Here is a 25,578-nt window from a genome sequence, read left to right as displayed (position 1 = left end):
AAATAAGAAAAATGGGCTGATTTTTTATTACTTTCATCACAATTTTATTCAACTCGAAAGGATATGTGGCCGTAAACAAATCCACATTCTTTATATCCTGCCACCATAAAGGCTATCTAACAGACGATTTCCCCTTGCCCGCCCAAAGATCACGCAATATACCGCCATTTCCCAAAATGTAGGAATGCATGGTTTTCATACACAAAAAATACCCGTACATTCAAAGCGTAAATAGGTAGTTAATCAGTTATTACACCCTTTTCTCTCCACATAAATCGATTGACTATCTGCTAACAACACACAAACACAACATACGCAAGCAATGCAAAAACATGCACCTTAACCGCGATAAACACCATATTTATCCAGTTACACAGGTGATTGACCACCTCAACTCGATTCTAAGAGGTGAATGCATTAACAATCTTATTAAATTCAGATAGATCAGGACAGGAAGTATGAAAGGACTAACTCTATTGGCAGGCGTTATTGCTGCCACACTATCATTCTCACATAGTGAAAATGCAGTCGCTTCTGAACAATTCATTACCATCGGTACTGGTGGCCAGACAGGCGTTTATTATGTTGCTGGTCAGTCAATCTGCCGTTTTGTTAACCGTGGTGCTGACAGCCACGGCATCAAATGTAATGCCCCAGCCAGTGGCGGCGGTGTCGCTAACGTCAACGGTATCCGCAGTGGTGAATACAACTTCGGTGTCATGCAATCCGATCACCAATACAAAGCCCTTTATGGCCAAGCACCGTTTAATACCCAAGGTGAAATGGCAGACATTCGTTCTGTGTTCTCTCTGCAAAGCGAAATCTTCACCATCCTTGCGCGCAAAGATGCCAAGATCTCTGACTTCGACAGTCTGAAAGGCAAGCGCGTTAACATCGGTAACCCTGGTTCTGGTCAGCGCGATACATTCGAGCAGCTTATTGATGCAAAAAAGTGGAACCACGATGTGTTCGCTCTGGTTTCTGATCTGAAACCCGCAGAACAAGCGTCAGCCATGACAGATAACAACATCGATGCGATGAGCTACTTCGTCGGTCACCCAAATGGTGCCATTCAGGAAGCAACAACAACGGTTGATGCGGTATTCGTACCTGTTACCGGTGACATCATTGATGCGCTTGTGGCTGAAAAACCGTACTTCACCAAAGCAGAAATTCCGGGTGGCATGTACCGTGGCAACCCTGACCCAGTCCCATCATTGGGCGGTAAAGCAGTGCTCTCTACACACGCCAATACGGATCCAGAACTGGTTTATCAGTTAGTGAAATCGGTATTCGATAACCTTGACCGCTTTAAGCGCCTTCACCCTGCTTTCGCCTCATTAGATGAAAAAGCCATGATCGCCGATGGCCTTACCGCACCACTGCATGACGGTGCAATGCGATATTACAAGGAGCGCGGCTGGCTATAACGCCCACTCAATAACATTGCGGTACAAGCAAGTGCTGTGTATGCAGCACTTGCCTTTGATTGAGATAATATAATGAATACACATACCACCCAGACATCTGACGCGATGTCGAGTGAAGAGCTGATCGCGCAAGATGTTGGTGCTCGACTGCCTTCTGGCCTGATGGCCACCGTCATTACTGCGTTGGCCCTCGCTTGGTCACTTTTCCAACTTTGGATCGCCTCTCCACTGCCTTTTATCATCGGTTTCGGCGTCATGAACGACACGGAAACCCGTGCGATCCATTTGGCTTTTGCTTTGCTATTGGCATTCTTTGTTTTCCCTGCACGCAAAACGTCTCCGCGCGATCGCGTACCACACTTTGATCTTTTATTGGGCTTGGTGTCTGCTGCCTCTGCACTGTACTTGTTTGTTTTCTATAATGAACTGGCACAACGCCCTGGTAACCTGACTACTGCAGATTTCATCACCGCCTGTATCGGTATTCCTCTGTTGTTAGAAGCGGCGCGCCGTGTATTAGGCCCTGCTCTACCGATTATCGCGACCCTATTTTTAGTCTATAGCATCGCCGGCCCTTGGATGCCGGGGCTCTTATCACACCGTGGTGTACCGCTACCTGCATTGGCCAACCACCAGTGGATCACCACTGAAGGGGTGTTCGGCATCGCACTTGGCGTGTCCACCAGTTTCGTTTTCTTGTTTGTGCTGTTTGGCGCATTGTTGGAACGTGCCGGCGCAGGCCATTACTTTATCCAACTGGCCTTCAGCATGTTGGGACACTTACGGGGTGGCCCAGCCAAAGCAGCCGTGGTTGCTTCCGGCTTAACCGGTCTGATTTCAGGCTCATCCATTGCAAACGTGGTGACCACCGGTACCTTTACCATTCCAATGATGCGCAAAGTCGGCTTCAGTGCGGAAAAAGCCGGTGCCGTTGAAGTGGCGTCTTCGGTTAATGGTCAAATCATGCCGCCGGTCATGGGCGCGGCGGCATTTTTGATGGTGGAATACGTGGGCATCCCTTATGTGGAGATCATCAAACACGCGTTCCTACCGGCTGCGATTTCCTATATCTCACTGCTGTATATCGTACACCTTGAAGCACTCAAGCTAGGCATGCAGCCACTGGCGGTATCCGTTTCTCGCCCATGGTTGGTGCGTTTAATGGGCTTTGCCTTTGGTGCTGCGTTAATCAGTGGGTTGTCATTGGCTGTATATTACGGCTTGGGTTGGCTGAAGCCCCTAATGGGTGATCATACTCTGTTAGGCATCGGTATCTTGCTGGCAGTCACGTATATTGGCTTATTGAAAGTGGCTGCAATGAACGAGCCACTGCCAAGCGAAGAAGAGACCGACCTTAACACCTTGCCATCAACCCGTGCGGTGTTGCTATCTGGCTTGCATTACCTGCTACCGGTTATCGTACTGGTGTGGTGTTTGATGGTAGAGCGTCTTTCTCCAGGGCTCTCGGCTTTCTGGGGCAGCGTGATTTTGGTGGTTATTGTGATCACACAACGTCCACTACTGAACTGGCTGCGTACAGATGGTAAACATGACTACGGCACGGTACAGGAAGGCTTGATTGATCTGCGTGAAGGCTTGATCGCCGGTGCACGTAACATGATCGGTATCGGTATTGCGACAGCAACGGCGGGCGTGATTGTGGGTGCCGTATCACAAACCGGTGTGGGTCTGGTTTTAGCTGACTTAGTCGAAATGCTGTCTATGGGCAATTTGATGCTCATGTTACTGCTGACTGCCCTATTGAGCCTGATTTTGGGGATGGGCCTGCCAACCACCGCCAACTACATTGTGGTATCAAGTTTGCTGGCACCGGTTATCGTGGTACTGGGTCAACAGCAAGGCTTGATTGTCCCATTGATTGCCGTACACCTGTTCGTGTTCTATTTCGGCATCATGGCGGATGTAACACCACCGGTAGGCCTTGCCTCGTTTGCCGCTGCCGCCGTTTCTAAAGGTGACCCGATTAAAACCGGTTTAACGGCGTTTTATTACAGCTTACGTACGGCCGCATTGCCATTCCTGTTCATCTTCAACACCGATCTGTTATTGATTGATGTGGATTTTGCACACGGCGTGCTGATCTTTGTGGTGGCAACCATTGCGATGCTGATTTTCGCTGCGGCGACACAAGGCTACTTCCTGACCCGTAACCGCTGGTACGAAACAATCCTGCTGTTATTGGTGGCCTTCACCTTGTTCCGCCCAGGCTTCTGGCAAGATCAAATCAGTGATCCATACCGTTATGTCTCACCGACCTCATTGAGCGAAGAGCTGAATACACTGAATGAAGGCGATATGCTGCGCATGCGAATCAAAGGCGAAGATGCCGTCGGTGTCATGCGTGAGTTCTCCGTACTCTTTGAAGTACCAGATGGCAAAAACGGTGAAGCGAAGCAGCTAGCTTTGGGTATTGAAACCTATCAGGACAGCGATAAAACACTGATTGATATCGTGCATTTCTCTAGTCCAGCAGAGAAAGCCGGTTTGATGTTTGATCAGGAAATTGTGGAGTTACGCATTCCTGCCCAACGCAGTGCCAAAGAATGGTTCTGGATCCCTGCCATTGGTTTGTTTGGCTTAGTGGTACTGCTGCAGCGTCGACGTATCAAGCAGGATACGCAACCACTGTCGCCACAACCGGCATAAAGGACGTCATCATTTATCAGAAAGGAGCCCAGAAAGGAGACAATGTGCTCCTTTCTTTTTTCTTTTTTCTTTTTTCTTTTTTCTTTTTTCTTTTTTCCAACCATCTGCTGAACATCTGTACGGCCTTTTCAAGTTCGATTCCCCCTCTCTATGCTTGCATCCAGATCCTGGCATCAAATCAACGGTACCCTGACGGGAATTTCACACACTCACGTACAGCCTTTGCCATTTCTGGTGCATAATAAGGGCACGCAATAGCAACAACCATCACACCCAAGGAGAATGCATGGGGCCTTTGATGCTTGATGTATCCGGTTATGAACTGGATGCCGAAGATCGTGAGATTATTCAACACCCGACTGTTGGCGGTATTATCTTTTTTGCGCGCAATTACCATGACCGCAAACAGCTCCGCGCCTTAACCCAATCCATTCGCGAGGCTGCAAAACGCCCAATCCTGATCACGGTCGATCAAGAAGGTGGCCGAGTACAACGTTTTCGTGATGAGTTCACATTGCTGCCACCACCCAAAGCTTTTGCAAGCAGCCCAGATGGCCTTTCTCTGGCACATGAAGGTGGTTGGCTGATGGCAGCAGAATTGCTAGCAATGGATATCGACTTAAGCTTCGCCCCTGTGCTGGATCTGGGCTTTGACTGTAAAGCTATTGGTGATCGAGCTTTCTCTGATGATCCCCAGCAGGTGATTCAGTATGCCAGCCAATTCATCAAAGGGATGAAAAAAGCAGGCATGGCCGCAACCGGTAAACACTTCCCTGGACATGGCGGCGTAATTGCTGACTCGCACTTGGAAACGCCTGTCGATCCGCGCGACAATATCAAGCAACATGATATGACCGTATTCAAAGCCTTGGTTGAGCAAGGCCTGCTGGATGCCATGATGCCTGCCCACGTGATCTTTGAGCACTACAATGAAAAACCGGCCAGCGGCTCAGAGTACTGGTTAAAGCAAGTACTGCGCAAAGACATGCAGTTCAATGGCGCCATTTTCTCCGACGACTTGAACATGAAAGGCGCAGATGTATTAGGCAGCTACAGTGAACGCGCTATCGCCGCCCAACAAGCAGGCTGTGACATGGTGCTGCTGTGTAATAACCGTGAAGGTGCCATTCAGGCGCTGGATGGTTTACCACAAACGCAGGTACCTAAGCTGACCGCGCTATGTAAAAAGCCGACTGGTGAATACCGTGATTTGGTGAATACCCGTCTGTGGCAGGAAACAGAACAACGCATTACCCGCCTGACGCAAGAATGGCGTGAGAAAAACGCGTAACAGCGAGATCGCGTAACGGGTTAAAACCATTGTCGCTAGTAAGCCATAAAAAAGCCCTGCATTGCAGGGCTTTCGTTTATCTGGAGACCATGGATTTACAGTAATACGCAAAGTCACGGAAGGCCATGGGTTTACCAAAATAAAAGCCTTGCTGTAAGGTGACGCCACGGGCCGCCAAGTAACTGGATTGCTCGAACGTCTCAACCCCTTCTGCAATCATTTCCATCCCTGCTTCCTTACCAAACGCAATGATCGAATCTAACAAGGATAACTTAATGTCTGAGGTGCCGATTGTCTCAACAAACATTTTGTCGATTTTCAAGCTGCGAATGTTAAGTTGCTGAATGTAGCTAAAACCACCATAACCGGTACCCGCATCATCCAATTTAACGTCAATCCCGCAATCACGCAGCTGCTCAATCACATCCGATGCCATGGTTAAATTGGTAAAGCGTTTGCGTTCGGTGACTTCAAAGGCAATCTGGCTTGGCGCAATTTTGGTGGTATGCAGCAGTGCTAAAGACTTCTGCATGATATCCATGCTTTCCAGCTGATCAGGCACCACATTGATACTCATCACCTGCTGCGTTAAATGCCAGTTCAACTTGCCAATATCACGCACTGCTTTTCTCAGCAGTTGATCGGTAATTGGAAAAATCTGGCCACTCTTTTCCACATAAGGAATAAATTCCATCGGTGAAATCGTATCGCCACCCGCGCGTACCCAACGGGCCAGCATCTCACAGCCATACAAGGAGTTATTCGAGACATCCACAATCGGCTGGTAAAATGGCACAAACTCATCTCGTTCCAGCCCTTGCTCAATCAAGGCATGCAGTGATAAACGACGGCTCAAGAACAAACGGTAAAGCACTAAACATAAGCCCCCTGTCACAGTACCCAATAAAAACAGAGGCAACCAGAAGTCATGTTTGTATTGCTCTAGCAACTTCGGATTAACGAAGGCATTCAAGCGTAAGCCATTGGCAATCTTGGTGCTGAACAACGGTGACTGCGATAACAAAGACGCATCCCCGCGCCAAAAGGCAACGGTTAAATTTTCTTCCGACGATAAAGACGTTAATACACAGTCACCACAATATTTGTTTCGTAACCCTTCTGTTGCCAAGGGTTCCATATAGACATTCAATCCTCCTTTGTCAGTCTGCTGCTCCACCACCATGATTTGCTGAGAAAATCGCGGCTCTGTCGCGACCCACAATGAAATATCATCCGTTAAGTGGCTGATCAGCGGCACCCTATTGTCCTGATTATTTGCTCCATCAAAACTGGTACACGTTGTACCGTCAGGTAACGACAACGTCATTCGACGTATTTGATAGTCATTGTAAGTAATATGTTTAAGTTGATGTTTATCATACGCACTACAATCAAACAGTAACTGCTCCCGCAAGGCGTTCATCATTGCAGGGTAATCATTAATTTGATCAGCATAATGCTTGAGTAAACGGCGAGAGTCATTTTCAATTAAATACGACAAATAACGTTCTGAAACAAAGCCATTTGTGAAAGAGAGTGAAAACGAAAATGCCAATACCAGTAGAAAAGCGGGAAGATAAAAGTGGGTCGTACATTTCCGGAAAAATGTACTGTTATATTCAATAAAAACGTCTTGCTTCAACTGCATTGCGATCAATCTTGCCTATTCGACATGCCTATCCATAGAAGATGTTACTCCGTTTATCCTGTATAAAAGCGCTAATGATGAATCCTTACGCAGTATTCAGTACAAAACAGCACAATAACAATAGGCATAAATTCGAGCATTAACAAGAATTTATAAGATCAATCAGGCGACCTGGATCACGCCATGAAATAAAAAAGCCAACATCTTTTGAAAGCGTCAAAAAATTGAACAAAAACGGAGGGTTAGCGGTAGGAGTGATAAGCAGATGGAGACAAAAAAGGCGCCTTAGGCGCCTTCAATTAAAGAGAGTCACGAGAGTAATCAATGTCTTTCGTGCACTTCTTCTCTTTGAAAATCACGTACACGGCACCAATTATGAATGCGATAACCAGAATTGTTTCCATCACTGTCTTAACCCTCAGTAAATTATCTATGCTAGCTCGGCGACACCTGCCACCTAACGGTTCATGGGTCTAAAAAATGCCTCTGGAAACAACATGCGGTAGTACAAAATTTGTATTTATCTAGAAGCAATTTTTAGACGCTGGTTAAGATAACCCACAATACTGTTAATTGCACCCGCAAGTTATCAAAATGTGATTAACCGCGAAACTTACTTGTTGCACGTTACTTTCTCTCTCATCGAGCAATAAAAAAGGGCGTCTCCGCCCTTTTCACTGTGTTACCTATCACCTACCCGTTACAACCAACGGGCCTGACCGGTAAAGCTCACTGATAACCAGGTATCCCCCAGTTCTTCAGCCAATGCTTCCCACAGCACCTGGCGAATGTGATCCTGACGTTTGGTCGTCCAGAAATCATCATCACGCACGAGAATGTTAACCTCAAGATCGTACTGGCGACCTGTTTTGGCAAAATGATGGGTGTAATCTTCAAAATGATATTGTTTTGAAAGCTTTGCAATTACACGATCCACATTTTCTTGTGCATCATCCTGCGGCGCGACCAATAATACCTCTTTAAGGTTACGGCGTAACACAGTAATTGGCAAGACAAGCGCTGCCAATGACAAGGTAGATACCAGAATCGGGTCCACGTAGCGGTTCCATTGTGAGTAGCCCATGTCATCCAAAATCATGACAACCACAAAGCCCACCAAAATGGCCGCACTCAAAATACCGTCAATTAACCATTCTTGTGAATCGACCCGAACCAACTCTGACTGCTCACTTTTGGCAATGTAGGTTTCGGTAAAATAGATCGCAAAACAGCAGAAGGTCGATAACACCGCGTAAACCAGAGCGTGCTCCAGCACAATCTCATGGCCACCACTAGCAATGGTTTGCACACCATTGATAAAAGCGAAAATACAAGTCATCAAGATGAGCAAGCCATTGACCACGTTGATTAGCGGTTCAATGTGCGCATATCCGAATTGAAAGTATTGATCATCGGGTTTAGACACTAAGTAAGCGGTATACAGGCTTAATCCTGTCATCCCCATACTCAGTAAAGAGAACATGCCGTCGAGAAGAATAGCGTTGGATCCGACATACAATCCATAGCCAATACCAAGGCTAGACAGCAACACCGTGCCAGCTAGCGACATTTTAAGCGCCAAACGCTCCTTACTAATTTTACGGCTAGTAGCCATAAATACCTCCATAGTTGAATTAAACACGAAATAAGTTTTTTAAATCATAGCATTCCGCCTTTGCTCCTGCGCAATTCAGCGGAGGAAAACAGGTATGCAATGACTATAGTACTATCACAATTAAAGAATTGTGATCAAGCTGTGAACGTTTTTCATCAGGTGTAAACTGCAGGATATACCCAGATTATCAGGCAGATAGAACCGGCACACATATCGGATAAACCGTAGATTGAGGGTCAAAAAGCCCCACTGAAGGGTGTGAGTTACATCACACTACGTTGTAAGCTGCAGGCATATTAGCAAAAAATGGCGCAGAAAACACGCGTTCTCTCTCGCTTTTGTAGACAAGGTAGACGACAACATCGCTACCGCGCACGTTGCAATTCGATGCGCTCTATATCATTGAAAAAAGTAATTATTTTTGCCCTGGTCACACTGTACTCAAAATCCGCCCCATCACAAAAGTCCGTATTCGATTGTAGCTCTGGGCTTTTCAGCCAGATGAACTGACAAGTAGCATGCACTTCACAGGCGAGATTACGTTCTGTTTGTAATTTATCCCAATGGGTAGAAAAATGCTGTAAGGCAAAATCGAGTTGTGCATAATTTTCCTGACTCAACTCATCACGCAATGTTTTCAGCTCTTCCTGGCGTTCCACCATAAATGCATTAAATGGCCCCGCTAAGGGAGACTCCGTGACAACGTAACACTCATCTTCTATGAATTTTATTTTTTGCTCAGCAAGGCTGTCCGTATTGGCCTGTGAGGTGCAAGCGGATGCAAACATCATCATGGTTATATAGCTGTACCGCTTCATCGATCCATTTTTCATCGGAACTTCACTCGCCTTGTCTACCCCATTCAATTGCATTAAGTATGTGTGAAAGCCAAAGCGAGCAACGGCTATTCACTGGCTTTCTCAACAGTGAGGCAAATTTCCCACATTGCATGCATACTGATGTGTATCATTCCAAGCGGTATTATTGAGTAGATTATCAAGGTGTACCGATTTCTTTACTGTTTACTGGCATATCACCCGCTGCGAATGTTAACAAACTGATTACACTTAATACTATTGAGCTGTGCCAACCCCTTTTCACTGTATTCTTATCGCGTTCCACTGGCTCAGCCTGATTTTGCTGTCCGCCTCTTTAGAGGCAGCAACAGAAGGAGCTCACGATGAATGTACAAGCTATGCCGATGCATCGCTTCATCGATCATCACGGTCAACTCGTTCGCCCGCTTCCACCGTGGGCATCGTTGTCTTTATTAGCCGCTTGCTATCAAGATATGGTGTTAACACGCACCTACGACAATAAAGCGGTTGCACTGCAACGTACCGGTAAACTCGGCACCTACCCTTCCCACTTAGGCTCAGAAGCCATGGGCATCGCCATTGGGCGAGCGTTACAGCCCAGCGATGTGTTTATTCCTTATTACCGCGATCTGCCTGCAATGTGGGCACGTGGTATCCCCCTCGAGAAAAACCTGCAGTATTGGGGCGGTGACGAACGTGGCAGTGACTTTTCCCCCGATGAAGGCCATTGCCGTGATCTGCCATTTTGTGTCCCCATCGCCACCCAGTGCACCCATGCGGTCGGTGTTGCCGCAGCATTAAAAATTCAGGGCAATCATCAAGCTGCCTTGGTCACTTGTGGGGATGGCGCCACATCAAAAGGCGATTTTCTGGAATCACTTAACTGCGCGGGCGCATGGAACATTCCGCTGGTGTTTGTGATCAATAACAACCAATGGGCCATCTCAGTACCGCGCAGTATTCAGTCGGGCGCTGAGTGGCTGTCAGACAAAGCCAAAGGTGCGGGCATCGAAGGGATCACTGTCGACGGTAATGATCTCGTAGCAATGTATGATGTGGTATTACACGCCTTAGACAAAGCACGAAAAGGTAAAGGCGCGACATTGATTGAAGCGATCAGTTATCGACTCAGTGATCATACGACCGCCGATGATGCCTCCCGCTATCGCACCGACGATGAACTGCAAGATGCGTGGCGCTATGAGCCTATTGCTCGTCTCAAACAATTTCTTGAAGCACAAGAAGCGTGGTCTGACACCGATGAAGAACGCTTGCAACAACGCAGCAAAGAGGTTGTGGAACAAGCGGTACAGCATTATCAAGCATTAACGCCTCAGCCTCCAGAGTCCGGCTTTGATTATTTATACAGCCAACCTGATGCTGATCTCCTCCGCCAACGGGATACCGTGATCAACAAAGCCCTGCGCATGCAGGCTAAGCAGACCCGTTCTGAACAAGCTCCCCATTCTGAGTCGGGTTCTAAGGAAGATGTCACACAAGGAGGCAAGCATGAATGAACTGACGCTATTAGAAGCGGTGAACCTTGCCCTGCATCATGAAATGGCTGACAACACAGACGTCATTGTCATGGGCGAAGATGTGGGGGATAACGGCGGGGTCTTTCGGGCAACAGTCGGCTTGAAAGAGAAATTCGGCTGCAAACGCGTGATTGATTCGCCTCTGGCTGAAGCGTTAATTGCCGGTGTCGCGGTCGGTATGGCCAGCCAAGGATTACGCCCGGTGGCCGAGTTCCAGTTTCAGGGCTTTGTCTTTCCGGCGATGGAGCACATCATGTGCCATGCCGCCCGTATGCGTAACCGTACACGAGGGCGACTGACCTGCCCCGCCGTTTTTCGTGCCCCGTTTGGTGGCGGTATTCATGCACCGGAGCACCATTCTGAAAGTAATGAAGCCTTGTTTGCTCATATTCCGGGGCTGAAAGTCGTGATTCCTTCCTCACCACAACGGGCATACGGTTTACTGCTGGCCGCGATTCGCAGTGATGATCCGGTGATGTTCTTTGAACCTAAACGTATCTATCGCACAGTAAAATCCACCGTCATCGATAACGGTGAAGCCTTGCCGCTCGATACGTGTTTTACCTTGCGTAAAGGACGCGATCTCACCTTGGTGACTTGGGGCGCGTGCGTCGTGGAATCGTTACAGGCTGCTGCGACCCTGTCCCAACAAGGCATTGAAGCGGAAGTCATTGATTTAGCCACCATCAAGCCACTCGACATGCGCACCATTCTGGCCTCGCTCGAAAAAACGGGGCGTTTATTGATTGTGCATGAAGCCAGTCAAACCTGTGGTGTTGGGGCGGAAATTCTGGCCCGTGTCGCAGAGAACGCCCTGTGTTTGCTGAAAGCACCACCCAAGCGGGTGACCGGGATGGATACGATCATGCCGTATTACCGTAATGAAGACTATTTCATGATTCAGGCGGATGACATAACACAAGCCGCCCGTTCGCTGGTGGAGGGCTGGCTATGAAGACATTTGTTTTACCCGATCTCGGTGAAGGTTTGGCGGAGTCAGAGATTATTCAATGGCATGTCAATATTGGCGATATGGTCGAGACTGATCAGGTGATACTCACCGTTGAAACAGCCAAAGCCACCGTTGAAATTCCCGCGCCCTACAGCGGCACCGTTGTAAACCGCTATGGGCAAGCTGGCGATATCATCAGCATTGGTCAGCCACTGATTGATATTTCTGCTGATGCGGTGACCACAGAAAAAACACTCTCTAGCCCCTCTGGTAGCCAAGTACAGGCACAAACAGAGAGTTCAACCGCAAAGAAAAGCGCCGATGCGGCCACTGTGGTTGGCAATGTGTCTCAGGAAACGCAACAAGTGAATGTGGACGAGTTCTGGATTGGCCAACACGGGTCACACACCTCTGACGATCCTCACACCTCAAGTCGCCCCCTTTCTGCCTTGCCCTCAGCCAGACAACTTGCACAAAAATTAGGGGTCAACCTCTCACTGATCGAAGGCTCTGGACCAGAAGGCGTCATTGTCGATAAAGATGTGTATGCCGCCTGTGATGAACAATTACCGGGCACAGAAGTACTAAAAGGTGCACGCCGTACCATGGTTGACACCATGCGAACAGCCCACCAACAAATTGCCGCCGTCACACTGACCGAAGAAGCCAGTCTCTACCATTGGTCAGACGAAGAAGACATTACCTGCCGATTAGTCAAAGCGATTGTGTTTGCCTGCCAGCAAGAACCCGCCCTGAATGCGTGGTTTGATGCCGACACCATGACCCGCTGCGTGCATACAGATGTGAACATTGGGATTGCCGTCGATAGTAAACACGGCTTGTATGTCCCTGTATTACGCCATGCCGACAGTTACAATAACCAAGGGATACGCAAATGGCTTAATCGTACGGTAGAAGAGATCAGAAACCGCAAAATTGGTCGGGAACAATTTCAACACGCGACCATTACGCTGTCTAATTTCGGAGCGATTGCGGGTCTCTATGCCACACCAGTTGTGACACCGCCACAAGTCGCCATTGTGGGAGTGGGACGCATTAATGAAAAGCTCACGCTGATCGACAATACCCCGACCCTGATCAATACCCTGCCTCTTTCCATGACCTTTGACCACCGCGCCTGTACCGGCGGGGAAGCGGCTCGCTTTATGAAAGCCTTAGTACAACACCTTGAGCAAGAATAACGCGCTATTTCACGGTGAATAAAAACAAAAATGCCAGTCATCAGACTGGCATTTTTATTAGAGAGAGATGGCGTAACCCCACATCCCCCATTGACCTTTATATCTTGCTATTAATCTTCAGCAGCAGGATCGACAGGTTTTTTCTTCTTAGGAATGAATACGTTGTCACCCACAGCCATATTATCGTAGAAACGCTTATCCATACGCTTCTTCTGCTGTGGTGCTGCTGCCACTTTCTTCTCAACCGGTTTCTTCGCAACAGGTTTCTTCTTCACGAATTTCTTCTTCGGTGCTGGTTTCAGGCCTTTAAACTTGCCTTCCAGTCCTTCGATCGTGCTGAACTCAATCGTCTGCTGCAAAAAGGCTTCTACGTTCTTGAAGCTCTTCCAGTCTTTAGGGCCAACCAGTGAAATCGCATCACCTTTGTTACCCGCACGACCGGTACGACCGATACGGTGCACGTACTCTTCCGCATGTTTTGGCATATCGAAGTTGATCACGTGTGTCACTTTGTCAATGTCCAGACCACGTGAAGCCACGTCGGTTGTTACCAGGATCTTGTGACAATCACGCTCAAACTGGCTCATGATGTTGTTACGCTGAACCTGATTCAACTCACCGCTTAGCGCTACCGCTTTCATCTTACGCTCGTTCAACTCTTTCGTCAGACGCTCGGTATCAGAACGGGTCGCTGTAAAGATGATCAACTGGTTGTAGTCTTCTGTTTCCAGAATCTTATCCAGCAGCGCTTGTTTGTGATCCAAGTGGTCACACAAGAAGAAACGCTGAGTAATGTCAGAGTGCTGCTCTGCAGAGTGACCAATAGAAATACGCTTTGGCGCATCCAGCATATCAGACGCAATGCTAACAACATCAGCGTGATCCAACGTTGCTGAGAACATCAGTGTTTGACGACGACGGTGGTTAGCGGCTTCGTGAATACGGCGCAGTTGTGCTTCAAAGCCCAGATCAAGCATACGGTCTGCCTCATCCAGAATCAGCATTTCCAGACCATCAAGGTGCGTGCTGCGGTGCTCAAGGTGGTCAGCCAGACGACCTGGGGTTGCCACAACGAACATTGGGTCGTTACGCAGTGCTTTCACCTGATCGTTAAAGTTTTCACCACCCACGATCAGTGCTGCATCGTAAGGAGTGCCCGCATTCAGTGGACGCAAATGCGCAAATACCTGCTTCGCCAATTCACGGGTAGGCGTCAGGATCAATACGCGTGGGTCGCGGCGCGTGAATGGTTTGCTACGGTACATACGCTGCATCGCAGGTAACAGGAACGCAAGAGTTTTACCAGAGCCCGTTTTCGACGATGCCAACACATCCTTGCCCATGATCGCGACAGGAATAGCGGTTTGTTGAATTTCCGTTGGTTTATTGAACGCCAGGTGATTCAGTTTCTGAAGCAGGCGCTGGTCTAATCCAAGATCTTTAAATTGCAAAATGGTGCTCCGGTCATATTGCTCTGTGCGAGCAGAAAGTATTCAGTCATAACCCTGCGTGAGCCGAGTCACACAGTTCTAAATTTGGTTAGCAGAAAATTATACCACATTTCTTATGACGCACACGCCATACCTGCTGTTTTCCTAAAATTTCATACCACTAGCGTGTCTGGCAGATTTTCATCATTCGCGATGGATAGCGCTTCACTCAAATGTCACTGCCGCCTACTTTTTCCTCTTACATTATTTTGCGAGTGACCTTCCGCTTTCACCGTAAACCCCAGATTAGGGTTTACGGCGCAATAAAACAGTGTATTATTGGTTTTAAGCATTCACTCACACACGTTCACAAACGTACTTTTATAAAAAGCGATGTGACGGTAAGCACCACATGATTGAGGACCCACAACATGGATACGTATAAGCCCTTTACTGCCCTGCCACTCTTTCTTGCCGCATTGGTCGGCAGCGTGATTGTCTGGTCTGGGATCAATCCTGCCTTTTTTGAAGTGTGGGTTGCTGAAATCATTCCGGTCGCTTTGGTGTATCTTGGTTTAGTCGTCACACACCGTCGTTTTACTTTTTCCAATACCGCCTACGTCATGATGTCGATGTGGTTGTTGATGCACAGCGTTGGCGCACATTACACCTTTGCCAATGTGCCGTTTGAGTGGTTTAACGATTTAGTCGGCTCTGACCGTAACCATTTTGACCGTATCGCTCACTACTCGATTGGCTTTTATGCCTTCCCTATTGCGGAATACATGGTACGCAAAAACCACGCTAAGCCTGTCGTAGCTTCACTGTTCGCCTTGTTTTCCATCATGTCGATTGCGGCGGCATATGAGATCATTGAATGGTGGTACGCAGTATTAGCGGGCGGTGACGCAGGAATTGAGTTTTTAGGTAGCCAAGGTGACATTTGGGATGCACAAAAAGACATGTTGGCGGATACCCTTGGCGCGATAACCAGCCTGGTGATTTTTGGAATAATAAAACCCTACTCACGGCCTCACGCTGCACAGTCAAGAACCGCCTAAGACAGAAAGACAAAGAGACAAAGAGACAAAGAGACAAAGAGACAAACATAAAAAAGCCCAAGCAAGAATAACGTGCTTGGGCTTTTGCTTTTCTATACGCTCGATCTATGCGTTAGATAAAAGCGCGAGAATTACAGATCCGGATAACCGGTTGGGTTCGCAGACTGCCAACGCCAAGTATCTGCCGTCATGTCTTCGATAGTTCGCGTTGCTTCCCAATGCAGTTCCGCTTTCGCTTTTGCCGGATCAGCCCAACACTCCGCAATATCACCCGGACGACGCGGTGCAATTTGGTATGCTACGTCAACACCAGCCGCTTTCGAGAAGGCGTCAACCATTTGCAACACGCTGAAACCGTTGCCTGTACCCAGGTTATAAATGTGCAGACCCGCTTCACGGCCTTTGTGCGTCAGTGCCGCCAAGTGACCATCCGCCAAATCCAACACATGGATATAGTCACGTACACCCGTGCCATCTACTGTTGGGTAATCATCACCAAATACTGACAAGAATTCACGGCGACCTACGGCCACTTGTGAAATGAACGGCATCAGATTGTTTGGAATACCTTGTGGATCTTCACCCATCTCACCGGACTGGTGAGAACCAACCGGGTTGAAGTAGCGTAGCAGCGTGATGCTCATTTCAGGGTGTGCATGCTGAATGTCAGTCAGACACTCTTCCACCATCAGCTTACTGCGGCCGTATGGGTTAGTGGCGCTGGTTGGGAAGTCTTCCGTGATTGGCACAGACGCTGGATCGCCGTATACCGTTGCCGACGAGCTGAAGATCAGGCTGTTTACGCCAGCAGCACGCATCGCTTCAACCAATACCAAGGTACCGTGTACGTTGTTATCGTAATATTCCAACGGCTTGGCGACTGACTCACCCACCGCTTTCAAACCTGCGAAGTGGATAACAGCATCCACTGGGTTTTCTGCCAGTACTCGGTCTAGAAATGCACGGTCACGAATGTCACCTTCAAAAAATGCAGGGCACACGCCAGTCAACTTCTCAATGCGCGCCAGCACAGACTTCTTACTGTTGTATAGATTATCAACAATGATTGGCGTCATACCTGCTTCAATCATTTGTACGCAAGTGTGGCTGCCAATGTAGCCCATACCACCCGTTACTAGAACACGCATGTGTGTCTCCCTGTTAGCAATTAGTTATTCACATCATTGAATATGATTATATACCCTCAACATTCAGTTTGAGAATGCTAAACGGGTCAATCGTGTGGCAAAACTACCATTCTCTTTGAGTGAAATCATGTGCTTTCTGCCAGATACGCCTTTCTCATGGCATTGATGCTTACTTCGTCATCAATCAGCCAAACCATGGGTGTTATCATGACTTCGATATGCAGGCGATTTTCATTCCATCCTGTGGTCAACGACGAGTTATTACACATCTATTTGAGCCTAATTTGTCTCTCACCCAACAATAAAACACTGTATAATATTGAGTAATATTCACAGGGAGATCACGCATGACCGTACTGCACCACTTACTGTCACATTCACTCACATATCGCCACTTTTCATGGCTTCGTTATGGGCTATTCATTTTATCCGTTCTGGCGCTATCGGGTTGCGAATTAGTCACTTGGAAAGCCAATCATGACCGTGACCAATTAATTGCAGCGGGCTATGAAGAACATTACCTGCCTTTAGAGGACGGTGGCAAAATGCGTTATTGGGTAGGTGGTACAGGGAAACCTTTGTTACTGCTGCATGGCTTCGGGGGATCGGCCATTTCAACATGGAAAAGTGAAATGCTGGATCTGAACAAAGACTATAAAGTTATCGCGCCGGATTTGGCGTGGTTTGGTGACTCTTACAGCCAAGGTAACGCCAACCTCACCACACAGACCAATGCGGTTTGGCATTTAATGGATACCTTAGGTATCGAAAAATTCAACGTAGCCGGCATTTCTTACGGCGGTTTTGTTACCTACGACCTAATGACGCAACCTGAACGCATCGAGAAAAGTATCATCATCGCCAGCCCGGGTCCGCTATTCAGTGATGATGACCTATCAGCACTGTGTCAGCGTGCAGGCGTTGATAAACCGGAACATTTGTTTGTACCTGAAAATGGGCAGGAAGTGCGCCGTTTATTTAATCACGTTTTCTTTACACCTAAGCGCATGCCAGATTTCGTGGCCGATCAAATTTATGACAGTTATTTTTCATCATACAAAAAGCAAAAAACCGCTTTAATCCAATCACTTGTTGATGACAGAAGCCGAATTTCAACTTACCCAACTCGCGAGTTACCGCCGACCATGCTGATTTGGGGTGACAACGATCAAATTTTCCCGCTCGAAAGTGGCATTGCTCTGAGTAAACACCTTCAGGCACCGATGGTTGTGATCCCGAATACCGGTCATGGCGTCACCAATGAACAACCTGATTTGGTCACACAGTTAGTGAAATCATACTTACAATAATGGCAATAACACGAGACAGTTCTCACTACTGACAATTACATATTTTTCATCAAAAAATTAGACATACCTATCCCTCTGAATTAAGCTTACCCGGCCAATGCATACCGTTTCGCATTGGCTGGATTTGCTTTACCTAGGGACAACCTACCATGACAATGGTTTTCAAGAGCCACCAGCTCCAGTCAAACAATAACGCTTACATCGAACTCAGCCGTGAAACCCTTCACCATCAGCTTTCAGTCCTCTTTCCGTTAACCGGATTGATCAGTCTCATCATCGCCTTCTCACATTTTGTCTCTGACAGTCACGTTCTGTTTCTTGAACTGGCTCTCGGTGGTGCTGCGCTCTCTTTTCTGTTGTCACTCTGTAATAAGCGCCACCTGAATCCCTATGTGTTGATTTGGATTTTCATTTTATTTACCTCAGCCACCTGTTTGTTTGGTTTTTATAACGATGCAACCAGTTTGGTCAGCAATACCATGGCGCTCACTATTCCCTTACTCTGTTTTTTTGCCCTAAAACACCAACCTGCATGGTGGTACAGCTCCCTGTTTGGTTTGGTGTATATCGCTATCAGTGCCGATGAATTAGGTCAAAAACACCTGCAAATTAATGAAGCGCTACAAAACATCAGTGCTTATGGCATGGTATTGGTGATGGCCTATTTACTTGCCCAACACCGTAACGAGGCCATCCGTCGGGTGAAGAAAATCGCTACGTCTGATTTTTTAACGGACTTGCCGAACCGTAAAGGTATTGAGGCCGTGTACTATCAGGAAGCATACCGAGCAAACCGCTACCTGAAAGATCTCACCTTGGTACTTGTTGATATCGATGGCCTGAAAGACATCAATGACCGTTACGGATTAGCGGTAGGCGACCAAGTACTAATGATGCTTTCGGCTTGCCTGAAAGACTATGCGCGCCAAGGCGATCACATTGCCCGTATTGGCGGTGCTGAGTTTTGTTTGTTATTACCAGAAACGTCGCTGCATGACGCCGAAACCTTTGCCATGTCACTAAAAAAACACGTGGCTAATTGCCAATTGGCGCTCGATTCTGGGGTGAATATCAGTGTCACCGTCAGCATTGGCTTAACCGCTGTTGAGTTTCAGGATTTCAGTTTGGACTACATCAAAGCTGACAGTGCCTTAGAGCGCGCCAAAAATTGGGGCCGAGATCAGATTGCTATCGGATAATCAACACGATACGGTAATGTGATAGAGAATGGCTTAGCGTGATGCGATATCGACTAAATTAACAAGATCGATGAGACAGACGAGATCGATGAAATAAACGAGATCGCGCTAAGCCCCCACACATATAAGCATTCACAGTGAAATGCCGCTAAGCCGAAGAAGGGAAATAACCGCATGACAACGAAAACCCTGTGTCAATGGAAATGCTTTTCTGTCGAATCCGCCCAACACACCCTGCCCGATGGCCGTGATGTTGAATTCACGACCGTGAAACACCCTGGCGCTGTCATTATTGTCCCAATGACTGAACACGGCGAATTTGTGATGGTGCATCAGTATCGCCCAGCCATTAACGATTGGATCCTGGAATTCCCCGCCGGCACGCTAGAAGACAAAGAAAACATTCAGGCGTGTGCCCAGCGTGAATTAGCTGAAGAAGTACAGATGCAAGCGCAAACGTGGCAACATCTTGGCGAACTATTCCCGGTACCCGGCTTTTGTGATGAAGTGCAGCACGTGTATTTAGCCAAAGATTTATCCGCCTGTGACGGCGAGTTAGACGAAGATGAAATCATTGATGTCGTTACGCTGCCTGTTCATGAATTTCTTGCTAAAGTCGCCAGTAATGAGATTAAAGATGCTAAGACACTGGCGACCTTTTTGAAAGTGCAAGCGATGGGGCTATTAAAGAACTAGCGCTGTGTATCTACTTATCTGTGCATCTTTATATAGCAGCGCTGGCTCCCTACCCCAGTACAACGTTGGCTTCACTGCCATAATACGTAAACCGAACCCAAAACAGAGGCGCCGGTTTTTCTGTTAGCGTAAGTTTGTTAGGAAACATGTCTTCGCAGTGAATTCTCATCGCAATTTCCCGTTAACTGTGGCATCGTTCGCCACAGCTAACGTTCATATGATCCCTCGAGGTTTACATGCTAGACAAAATCTTTCCATACCTGAATAAATTCGCGTCTATCATGGCGATGCTGATGTTTGTCATCGGTGGTGGACTGGCGCTATTTGTCTTGTTTTTTGGCTGATATTCCTTTGCTGAAATCCGCCGCCTTTACATCCGCATACCGCCGTCGATTTCTAAGACCCTGCCGGTAAAATAATCATTTTCCAGAATGTATTTTACCGCATGGGCGATCTCACTCGCTTCACCGATCCGCCCTAACGGAATCATCTTTTTCAACCGCTCAATTGCTTCAGGCTTTAATTGCTTCGCCATGGCAGTTTCCACCACCCCAGGGGCAATAGCTGCGGCACGAATACCGTATCGCGCTAACTCTTTCGCCCACCCAACGGCCATCGTCGCCACGGCGGCTTTAGAGGCGGCATAATTGGTTTGGCCGATATTCCCGGCACGAGCCACGCTGGATATATTGATGATCACCCCTTGGCAACCTAACGCAATCATAGTCGCCGCCGCTTCCCGTCCACATAAAAACGTCCCGCCCACATTCACGGCCATCACCGTATTGAACTGCTCCAGCGACATTTTCTGCATCACAGTCGTATTCTGATCCTCAGGATGCTTATCAGGCTTAACCAGTAAACCATCGCGAAGCACACCAGCATTGTTGATCACCCCATTGAGTTGCCCAAAATCTGCTTTAATCGCAGCGAACACATCTTCAACGGCGGCTTCTTGGGTGATATCCACACAATAGGTCAACGCCTTGGCACTGAGCATATGGCACTGGCGCTGTGTTTCTTGCAACCCTTGTTCATTCACATCAAGCAAGGCAAGATCGGCTCCGGCCTGTGCCAGTGTGATAGCCATCATTTGCCCCAGCCCTTGCCCTGCGCCAGTAATGGCAATCGTGCAGTTCTTTATCTCCATTTTCCGCTCCTTCTTATGAGCTTTTTTCCCAAGATCGCGCTGTCAGGCGTCATCACGCTGACGATAAAACGCAAACAAGCTGGAAAAGTCTTTTTCGCTGTACCCATTCGCTAAATGGAAGGCGTACAAGTTACGTGCAAGCGTGCCCATCGGAATGGGTGACTCACTGCTTGTGGCCGCTTCCAGTCCTAACCCTAAATCTTTGAGCATTAACTTCGCCATAAACCCAGGCTGATACTGATTAGCAGCCGGTACATTAGGCATGACCCCCGGACACGGGTTATACAATTCCAACGCCCAATTGCGCCCTGAACTTTGCAGCATGATGTCAGACAGCACCTGTGGGTCGAGACCGTTATCTATCCCTAAACTTAACGCTTCGCACGTACCGGACATGATGATACCGAGCAGCAGGTTATTACAGATTTTCGCCATCTGCCCGTCTCCGGCCTTCCCTGCATGAAAGATGTTCTTCCCCATGGCACTCAATACGGATTTCGCTTGATTAAAGCCCTCATCCGTACCGCCCACAATGAAGGTTAACGTGCCAGCTTGTGCCCCCGCGACGCCGCCTGATACGGGCGCATCAACAAATGAAAAGCCCTGTTTATCCGCTTCTGATGCCACCAGCCGCGCGGAGTCAGGATCAATGGTGGAGGAATCAATAAATCGTGTATTAGGCGCGACCATTTTGAGCAATCCAACACCGCCATCATGATCCCCCAAATAGACCTCACGCACATGTTTGCCTGCCGGTAACATGGTGATCACCCAGTCCACTTCATTAACGACAGCTTCCAAACTCGATGCAACGAATGCACCTTCAGAAGCCAACGCGCCGGATGCCTCCGTGTTGAGATCAAACACATTTACTTGATGGCCGGCGGCAAGCAGGTTTTTCGCCATAGGATTGCCCATATTACCGAGTCCAATAAACGCAATTTTCATGGTTAATCTCCTATCTATGAATGAACCGACCTGTTCGGGTTGTACAGCGATGACCTGTTGTCTGGTTTAATGCATCTGGTTTAATGCAAGTAAAATTGCTCACCGAGCGTATGTAACGGGTGTTCATAATCGGCCCATAACGGCGTAAACAGCTGATCAATCACATCGTCATCCACTTTCGTCACATCCGCATACTGCCAAGCTGGCTGGCCGGTTTTCTCAATGAGTCGTGCCCGCACACCTTCGTAAAACTCCCCTAAATCACCACAACGAACAGACAGGGTTAATTCCATACGAAAACAATCCGCTAAAGATTCATTATGAAACTGGGTTAATTGGCGATAACAGATATGGGCCGTAATGGGACTACCTTCGCGCAATGCTGTTTGCGCTTGGCTCAACCATTTATCGGATTGCGGGGCATGAGCAATACGCGGAAGTGCATCAATACGCTGGCAAATGCTCGCCAGTGAACCAGAATGGCAAGCGGCTTGAATTGCCGGTAAATAGGGCAGCATTTGTATTTCGGGATACGCATCAATGGCGCTTTCCCCTAAGCTGGAGAGCACCTGATCAACGGTGCTAAATATCGATACGTCTAACCATTGTGCCTGTTGCAAAGCACTGAATAGCGCCTCGCGCTGATTCGTCAGCAAGATGTGATCAGTCATTGATAACGCCAGCGCATCGGTTGCATTCACCATCGCGCCAGTAAGGCCGAGGAACATACCGACACCCGGCGGTAACTGATTCAAAAACCACGTCCCCCCTACATCGGGATAGAGCCCGATATTGATTTCGGGCATTGCCAAACGGCTGTCGGGTGTGGTGATGCGATGACTGGCTCCCATGTAGAGCCCCATGCCACCGCCCATGACAATCCCGCCGCCCCACACAATAATGGGTTTGGGATAGGTATGTATGAGGTAGTCAGTTTGATACTCCAGCGTGAAATAATCCGTCAGATACTGCATGGCTTTGAGTGCCGCTTCATGCCGCAAGCTCGGTTCCTGTCCAACCTGTGTGCTGTCAGCCTGTTCTGCCTCTTGCACCACCTCGCGCGCTTGATGCATTTGCAGATACATGGCACGAACATCGCCTCCGGCACAGAAGGCTTTCTCACCGACCGCATGGATCACTACACAGGCCACAGTGTCGTCATCTTGCCAATGCGCTAACGCCTCATGCAGTTGTGCCAACATGTCATAGGTTAAGGCGTTTAATGAGGCGGGGTTATCCAGCTCTGCCACGCCGATGTGAAACCCTTCTGTACTTGGTAATACCTGAATATTTACTTGTCCCGTCATCGGCATTTCCCCTTAACTTATCATTGGCTGGTGCTATCTCAATGCGAATGCGTTGCTCTGTCTGCGCGGTTACTGATTTTTCCACTTTGGTGGACGTTTTTCTAAAAAAGCATTGACCCCTTCCGTTTGATCCTCGGTATCAAACAGCTTCACAAAACTTTCCCGCTCTTTCATTAATCCTTGCTGGATCGGTGCTGTGCGCCCGTGTTGAATGAGCTGTTTGCACGCTGCAACAGAAGACGGCGACTGCTGAGCCACCGCGTTAGCCATCGCCATGGCGACACGATAGCTCTCTGTGGAAGCCACCACTTCTTCCACCAATTTGATAGACAAGGCTTGTGACGCGGTCACTTGCTCACCACACAAAATCATCCGCTTTGCCCAACCTTCCCCCACCAGCCAAGTCAGGTTTTGCGTGCCGCCAGCACACGGTAATAACCCAACTTTCGGTTCGGGCAACGCTAAAACGGCGTGTGCTTCTGCAATACGAATATCACACGCTAATGCCACCTCTAAACCTCCGCCCATCGCATAGCCATTGATGGCTGCAATCGACACACCGCGAAACTGGCTCAAGGTTTCAAACGCCTCACCAAAGGCATTGGCCATATCAATCGCTATAGCTTTATCGCCACTGGCGAACAACTTGAGATCGGCGCCGGCAGAAAAAAACTTCTCCCCTTGTCCGGTCAAAATCAGGGCATAAATGTGTTTGTTCGCATTTAAGGATTCCACGGTGTCGCGCAACAACCGCAAGCTGTCTACTGTCCAGGTATTGGCGGGGGGATTATTCATGGTCAGCACTGCCACATGATCATGAATCGTCAGCTGTATCGGGCTTGGATTGTTCATAGCCACTCCTCACAATGGATATATCAAGGCTTATTCGGTTTATGCGTTCTATGCAAATAAGCACGGAGAAAAAATCAGCCCTTAAAGTAAAGCACTGCCTTCAGAAAGCACCCGACGAGCAATGATCAAACGCATGATCTCATTCGTCCCCTCTAAGATTTGATGCACCCGCACATCTCGAAAATAACGCTCTAACGGGTATTCTTTGATATAGCCATAACCGCCGTGCAACTGTAGCGCTTGATCGCACAACTTAAACCCGATATCCGTGGCAAAGCGTTTCGCCATCGCGCAGTAAGCCGTGGCTTCAGGATGGCCTTGATCCAATTGAAACGCGGCATAACGTACCATCTGTCTCGCCGCCACCAACTCGGTCGTCATGTCGGCCAACGTAAATTGCACGGTTTGAAACTGCGACAAAGACTGGCCGAACTGTTTGCGTTCCGTGACATACTGCGTCGCTTGATTCAGGGCCTGCTGAGCGGTACCAATTGAACACGTTGCGATATTGATCCGACCGCCATCCAGCCCTTTCATGGCAAAATGAAAGCCTTCACCTTCATCACCTAAGCGATTCGCCTCTGGGATCACCACATTATCGAACGTGATTGTCCGTGTAGGCTGACTGTTCCATCCCATCTTCGGCTCTTTGCGTCCGTAACTGATCCCCTCGGCATCAGCAGGGACAATAAAAGCCGTGATGCCTTTGTCTTTTTTCTTGTCATCCTGGCACCGCGCCATCACCAGTAATACATCTGTCGCGCCAGCACCGGAAATAAACACTTTGGCACCATTGATGCGATAGTTGCCCCCCTCTCGCCGTGCAGAGGTGGTTAACGAAGCGGCATCCGATCCCGCATTGGGTTCTGTCAAACAGTAAGATGCCAGCCATTCACCGGTCAGCAGGCGCGGACAAAAGGCTGCTTTGGCACTCTCCGTTGCAAAGCTGGCAATCATCCAACTGACCATGTTGTGAATCGTCATGAATGCGGTGGTCGAGGTACAGCCCATGGCGAGTTGTTCAAACACCAGCGAGGCATCCAAACGGGATAAACCAAGCCCACCCTCAGATTGCGGGACATATAAACTCAGAAAACCCATTTCTCCGGCTTCACGCAGCACATCCTTGGGGAAGTGTTGATTGGCATCCCATTCAGCCGCATGCGGAGCAAGTTTGTCTTGTGCAAATTGTTCAGCAACCTGGATGAAGGCGCGTTGATCATCTGTCAGGCTAAAGTCCATCGCGATTCCCTCTTCTATCTGTACGTGCATCGAACGCGGTATCATCTTCAATCGATAATGCAATCATCAACCTA

Annotated in this window: 20 protein-coding genes and 1 pseudogene; 11 read left to right on the top strand and 10 right to left on the bottom strand. The window is 48.3% G+C overall.

Going from position 1 to position 25,578, the window contains the following annotated elements; all coding sequences use genetic code 11:
* Positions 1-458 precede the first annotated feature (458 nt).
* The 3 genes from ABT58_RS05970 to nagZ all read left to right on the top strand — a co-directional run bounded on the left by ABT58_RS05970 (position 459) and on the right by nagZ (position 5,388).
* Positions 459-1,430, top strand: coding sequence for a TAXI family TRAP transporter solute-binding subunit (locus tag ABT58_RS05970; protein WP_047873396.1), 972 nt, complete (start codon positions 459-461; stop codon positions 1,428-1,430).
* Positions 1,431-1,502: 72 nt separating this feature from the next.
* Positions 1,503-4,097 carry a TRAP transporter permease gene (locus ABT58_RS05965; protein ID WP_047873395.1) on the top strand — a complete coding sequence of 865 codons (2,595 nt, stop codon included), beginning with the start codon at positions 1,503-1,505 and terminating at the stop codon, positions 4,095-4,097.
* Positions 4,098-4,383: 286 nt separating this feature from the next.
* Complete coding sequence (gene nagZ, locus ABT58_RS05960) at positions 4,384-5,388, top strand: beta-N-acetylhexosaminidase (RefSeq protein ID WP_047873394.1); 1,005 nt, start codon at positions 4,384-4,386, stop codon at positions 5,386-5,388.
* A gap of 76 nt (positions 5,389-5,464) precedes the next feature.
* Here nagZ and ABT58_RS05955 read toward each other — a convergent pair whose 3' ends face one another.
* The 3 genes from ABT58_RS05955 to ABT58_RS05945 form a co-directional block, all read right to left on the bottom strand.
* Positions 5,465-6,889: an EAL domain-containing protein gene (locus ABT58_RS05955; protein ID WP_229821531.1), complete on the bottom strand. Its 1,425-nt coding sequence runs from the start codon at positions 6,887-6,889 to the stop codon at positions 5,465-5,467.
* An 847-nt stretch (positions 6,890-7,736) separates the two neighbouring features.
* Positions 7,737-8,651 carry a cation diffusion facilitator family transporter gene (locus ABT58_RS05950; protein WP_047873393.1) on the bottom strand — a complete coding sequence of 305 codons (915 nt, stop codon included), beginning with the start codon at positions 8,649-8,651 and terminating at the stop codon, positions 7,737-7,739.
* A gap of 365 nt (positions 8,652-9,016) precedes the next feature.
* The gene (locus ABT58_RS05945) at positions 9,017-9,484 is read right to left on the bottom strand and encodes a hypothetical protein (RefSeq protein WP_229821529.1); all 468 of its coding nucleotides are present in this window, start codon (positions 9,482-9,484) and stop codon (positions 9,017-9,019) included.
* A gap of 347 nt (positions 9,485-9,831) precedes the next feature.
* On the opposite strand from ABT58_RS05945, the pseudogene pdhA reads away from it, so the two are divergent.
* The 3 genes and pseudogenes from pdhA to ABT58_RS05930 form a co-directional block, all read left to right on the top strand.
* Positions 9,832-10,902 (top strand): annotated as a pseudogene (gene pdhA, locus ABT58_RS05940) (pyruvate dehydrogenase (acetyl-transferring) E1 component subunit alpha); the annotation flags it as partial.
* A gap of 76 nt (positions 10,903-10,978) precedes the next feature.
* Positions 10,979-11,962, top strand: a complete 984-nt coding sequence (locus ABT58_RS05935) for an alpha-ketoacid dehydrogenase subunit beta (protein WP_047873392.1) — start codon at positions 10,979-10,981, stop codon at positions 11,960-11,962.
* On the top strand, positions 11,959-13,161 hold the full coding sequence (locus ABT58_RS05930; protein ID WP_047873391.1) for a dihydrolipoamide acetyltransferase family protein: 1,203 nt from the start codon (positions 11,959-11,961) through the stop codon (positions 13,159-13,161). The genes ABT58_RS05935 and ABT58_RS05930 overlap by 4 nt, the downstream gene beginning before the upstream one ends.
* Before the next feature lie 110 nt (positions 13,162-13,271).
* Here ABT58_RS05930 and ABT58_RS05925 read toward each other — a convergent pair whose 3' ends face one another.
* On the bottom strand, positions 13,272-14,612 hold the full coding sequence (locus ABT58_RS05925; protein ID WP_047873390.1) for a DEAD/DEAH box helicase: 1,341 nt from the start codon (positions 14,610-14,612) through the stop codon (positions 13,272-13,274).
* 410 nt (positions 14,613-15,022) lie between these two features.
* On the opposite strand from ABT58_RS05925, the gene ABT58_RS05920 reads away from it, so the two are divergent.
* Complete coding sequence (locus ABT58_RS05920) at positions 15,023-15,652, top strand: DUF2238 domain-containing protein (RefSeq protein WP_047873389.1); 630 nt, start codon at positions 15,023-15,025, stop codon at positions 15,650-15,652.
* Positions 15,653-15,783: 131 nt separating this feature from the next.
* Here the strand turns inward: ABT58_RS05920 and galE are convergent, their stop codons facing one another.
* Complete coding sequence (gene galE, locus ABT58_RS05915; RefSeq protein WP_047873388.1) at positions 15,784-16,800, bottom strand: UDP-glucose 4-epimerase GalE; 1,017 nt, start codon at positions 16,798-16,800, stop codon at positions 15,784-15,786.
* A 347-nt stretch (positions 16,801-17,147) separates the two neighbouring features.
* Between galE and ABT58_RS05910 the strand changes: the two genes are divergently transcribed.
* The 4 genes from ABT58_RS05910 to ABT58_RS05895 all read left to right on the top strand — a co-directional run bounded on the left by ABT58_RS05910 (position 17,148) and on the right by ABT58_RS05895 (position 20,349).
* Entirely contained in the window at positions 17,148-18,110 is a 963-nt protein-coding gene (locus tag ABT58_RS05910; RefSeq protein WP_082210979.1) for an alpha/beta fold hydrolase, read from the top strand.
* Between the two features lie 149 nt (positions 18,111-18,259).
* Complete coding sequence (locus ABT58_RS05905) at positions 18,260-19,309, top strand: GGDEF domain-containing protein (RefSeq protein ID WP_047873387.1); 1,050 nt, start codon at positions 18,260-18,262, stop codon at positions 19,307-19,309.
* Between the two features lie 174 nt (positions 19,310-19,483).
* A complete protein-coding gene (locus ABT58_RS05900) occupies positions 19,484-20,005 on the top strand; it encodes an NUDIX hydrolase (protein WP_047873386.1) in 522 nt (173 codons plus the stop codon).
* 236 nt (positions 20,006-20,241) lie between these two features.
* The gene (locus ABT58_RS05895; protein ID WP_047873385.1) at positions 20,242-20,349 is read left to right on the top strand and encodes a hypothetical protein; all 108 of its coding nucleotides are present in this window, start codon (positions 20,242-20,244) and stop codon (positions 20,347-20,349) included.
* Between the two features lie 26 nt (positions 20,350-20,375).
* Here the strand turns inward: ABT58_RS05895 and ABT58_RS05890 are convergent, their stop codons facing one another.
* The 5 genes from ABT58_RS05890 to ABT58_RS05870 all read right to left on the bottom strand — a co-directional run bounded on the left by ABT58_RS05890 (position 20,376) and on the right by ABT58_RS05870 (position 25,504).
* On the bottom strand, positions 20,376-21,155 hold the full coding sequence (locus tag ABT58_RS05890) for an SDR family oxidoreductase (protein ID WP_047873384.1): 780 nt from the start codon (positions 21,153-21,155) through the stop codon (positions 20,376-20,378).
* A gap of 42 nt (positions 21,156-21,197) precedes the next feature.
* Positions 21,198-22,103, bottom strand: coding sequence for a 3-hydroxyisobutyrate dehydrogenase (gene mmsB / locus ABT58_RS05885; RefSeq protein WP_047873383.1), 906 nt, complete (start codon positions 22,101-22,103; stop codon positions 21,198-21,200).
* A gap of 80 nt (positions 22,104-22,183) precedes the next feature.
* The gene (locus tag ABT58_RS05880; RefSeq protein WP_047873644.1) at positions 22,184-23,410 is read right to left on the bottom strand and encodes an enoyl-CoA hydratase/isomerase family protein; all 1,227 of its coding nucleotides are present in this window, start codon (positions 23,408-23,410) and stop codon (positions 22,184-22,186) included.
* Positions 23,411-23,479: 69 nt separating this feature from the next.
* Positions 23,480-24,262 (bottom strand): enoyl-CoA hydratase, encoded by a 783-nt coding sequence (locus ABT58_RS05875; RefSeq protein ID WP_047873382.1) that lies wholly within the window; start codon positions 24,260-24,262, stop codon positions 23,480-23,482.
* An 81-nt stretch (positions 24,263-24,343) separates the two neighbouring features.
* Positions 24,344-25,504 carry an acyl-CoA dehydrogenase family protein gene (locus ABT58_RS05870; RefSeq protein ID WP_047873381.1) on the bottom strand — a complete coding sequence of 387 codons (1,161 nt, stop codon included), beginning with the start codon at positions 25,502-25,504 and terminating at the stop codon, positions 24,344-24,346.
* Positions 25,505-25,578 lie beyond the last annotated feature (74 nt).

This window comes from Photobacterium aphoticum (assembly GCF_001029435.1).
GTDB lineage: Bacteria > Pseudomonadota > Gammaproteobacteria > Enterobacterales > Vibrionaceae > Photobacterium > Photobacterium aphoticum.
Note: the sequence above shows the minus strand (reverse complement) of the source record. Positions and strands in the feature narration are given on the sequence as shown.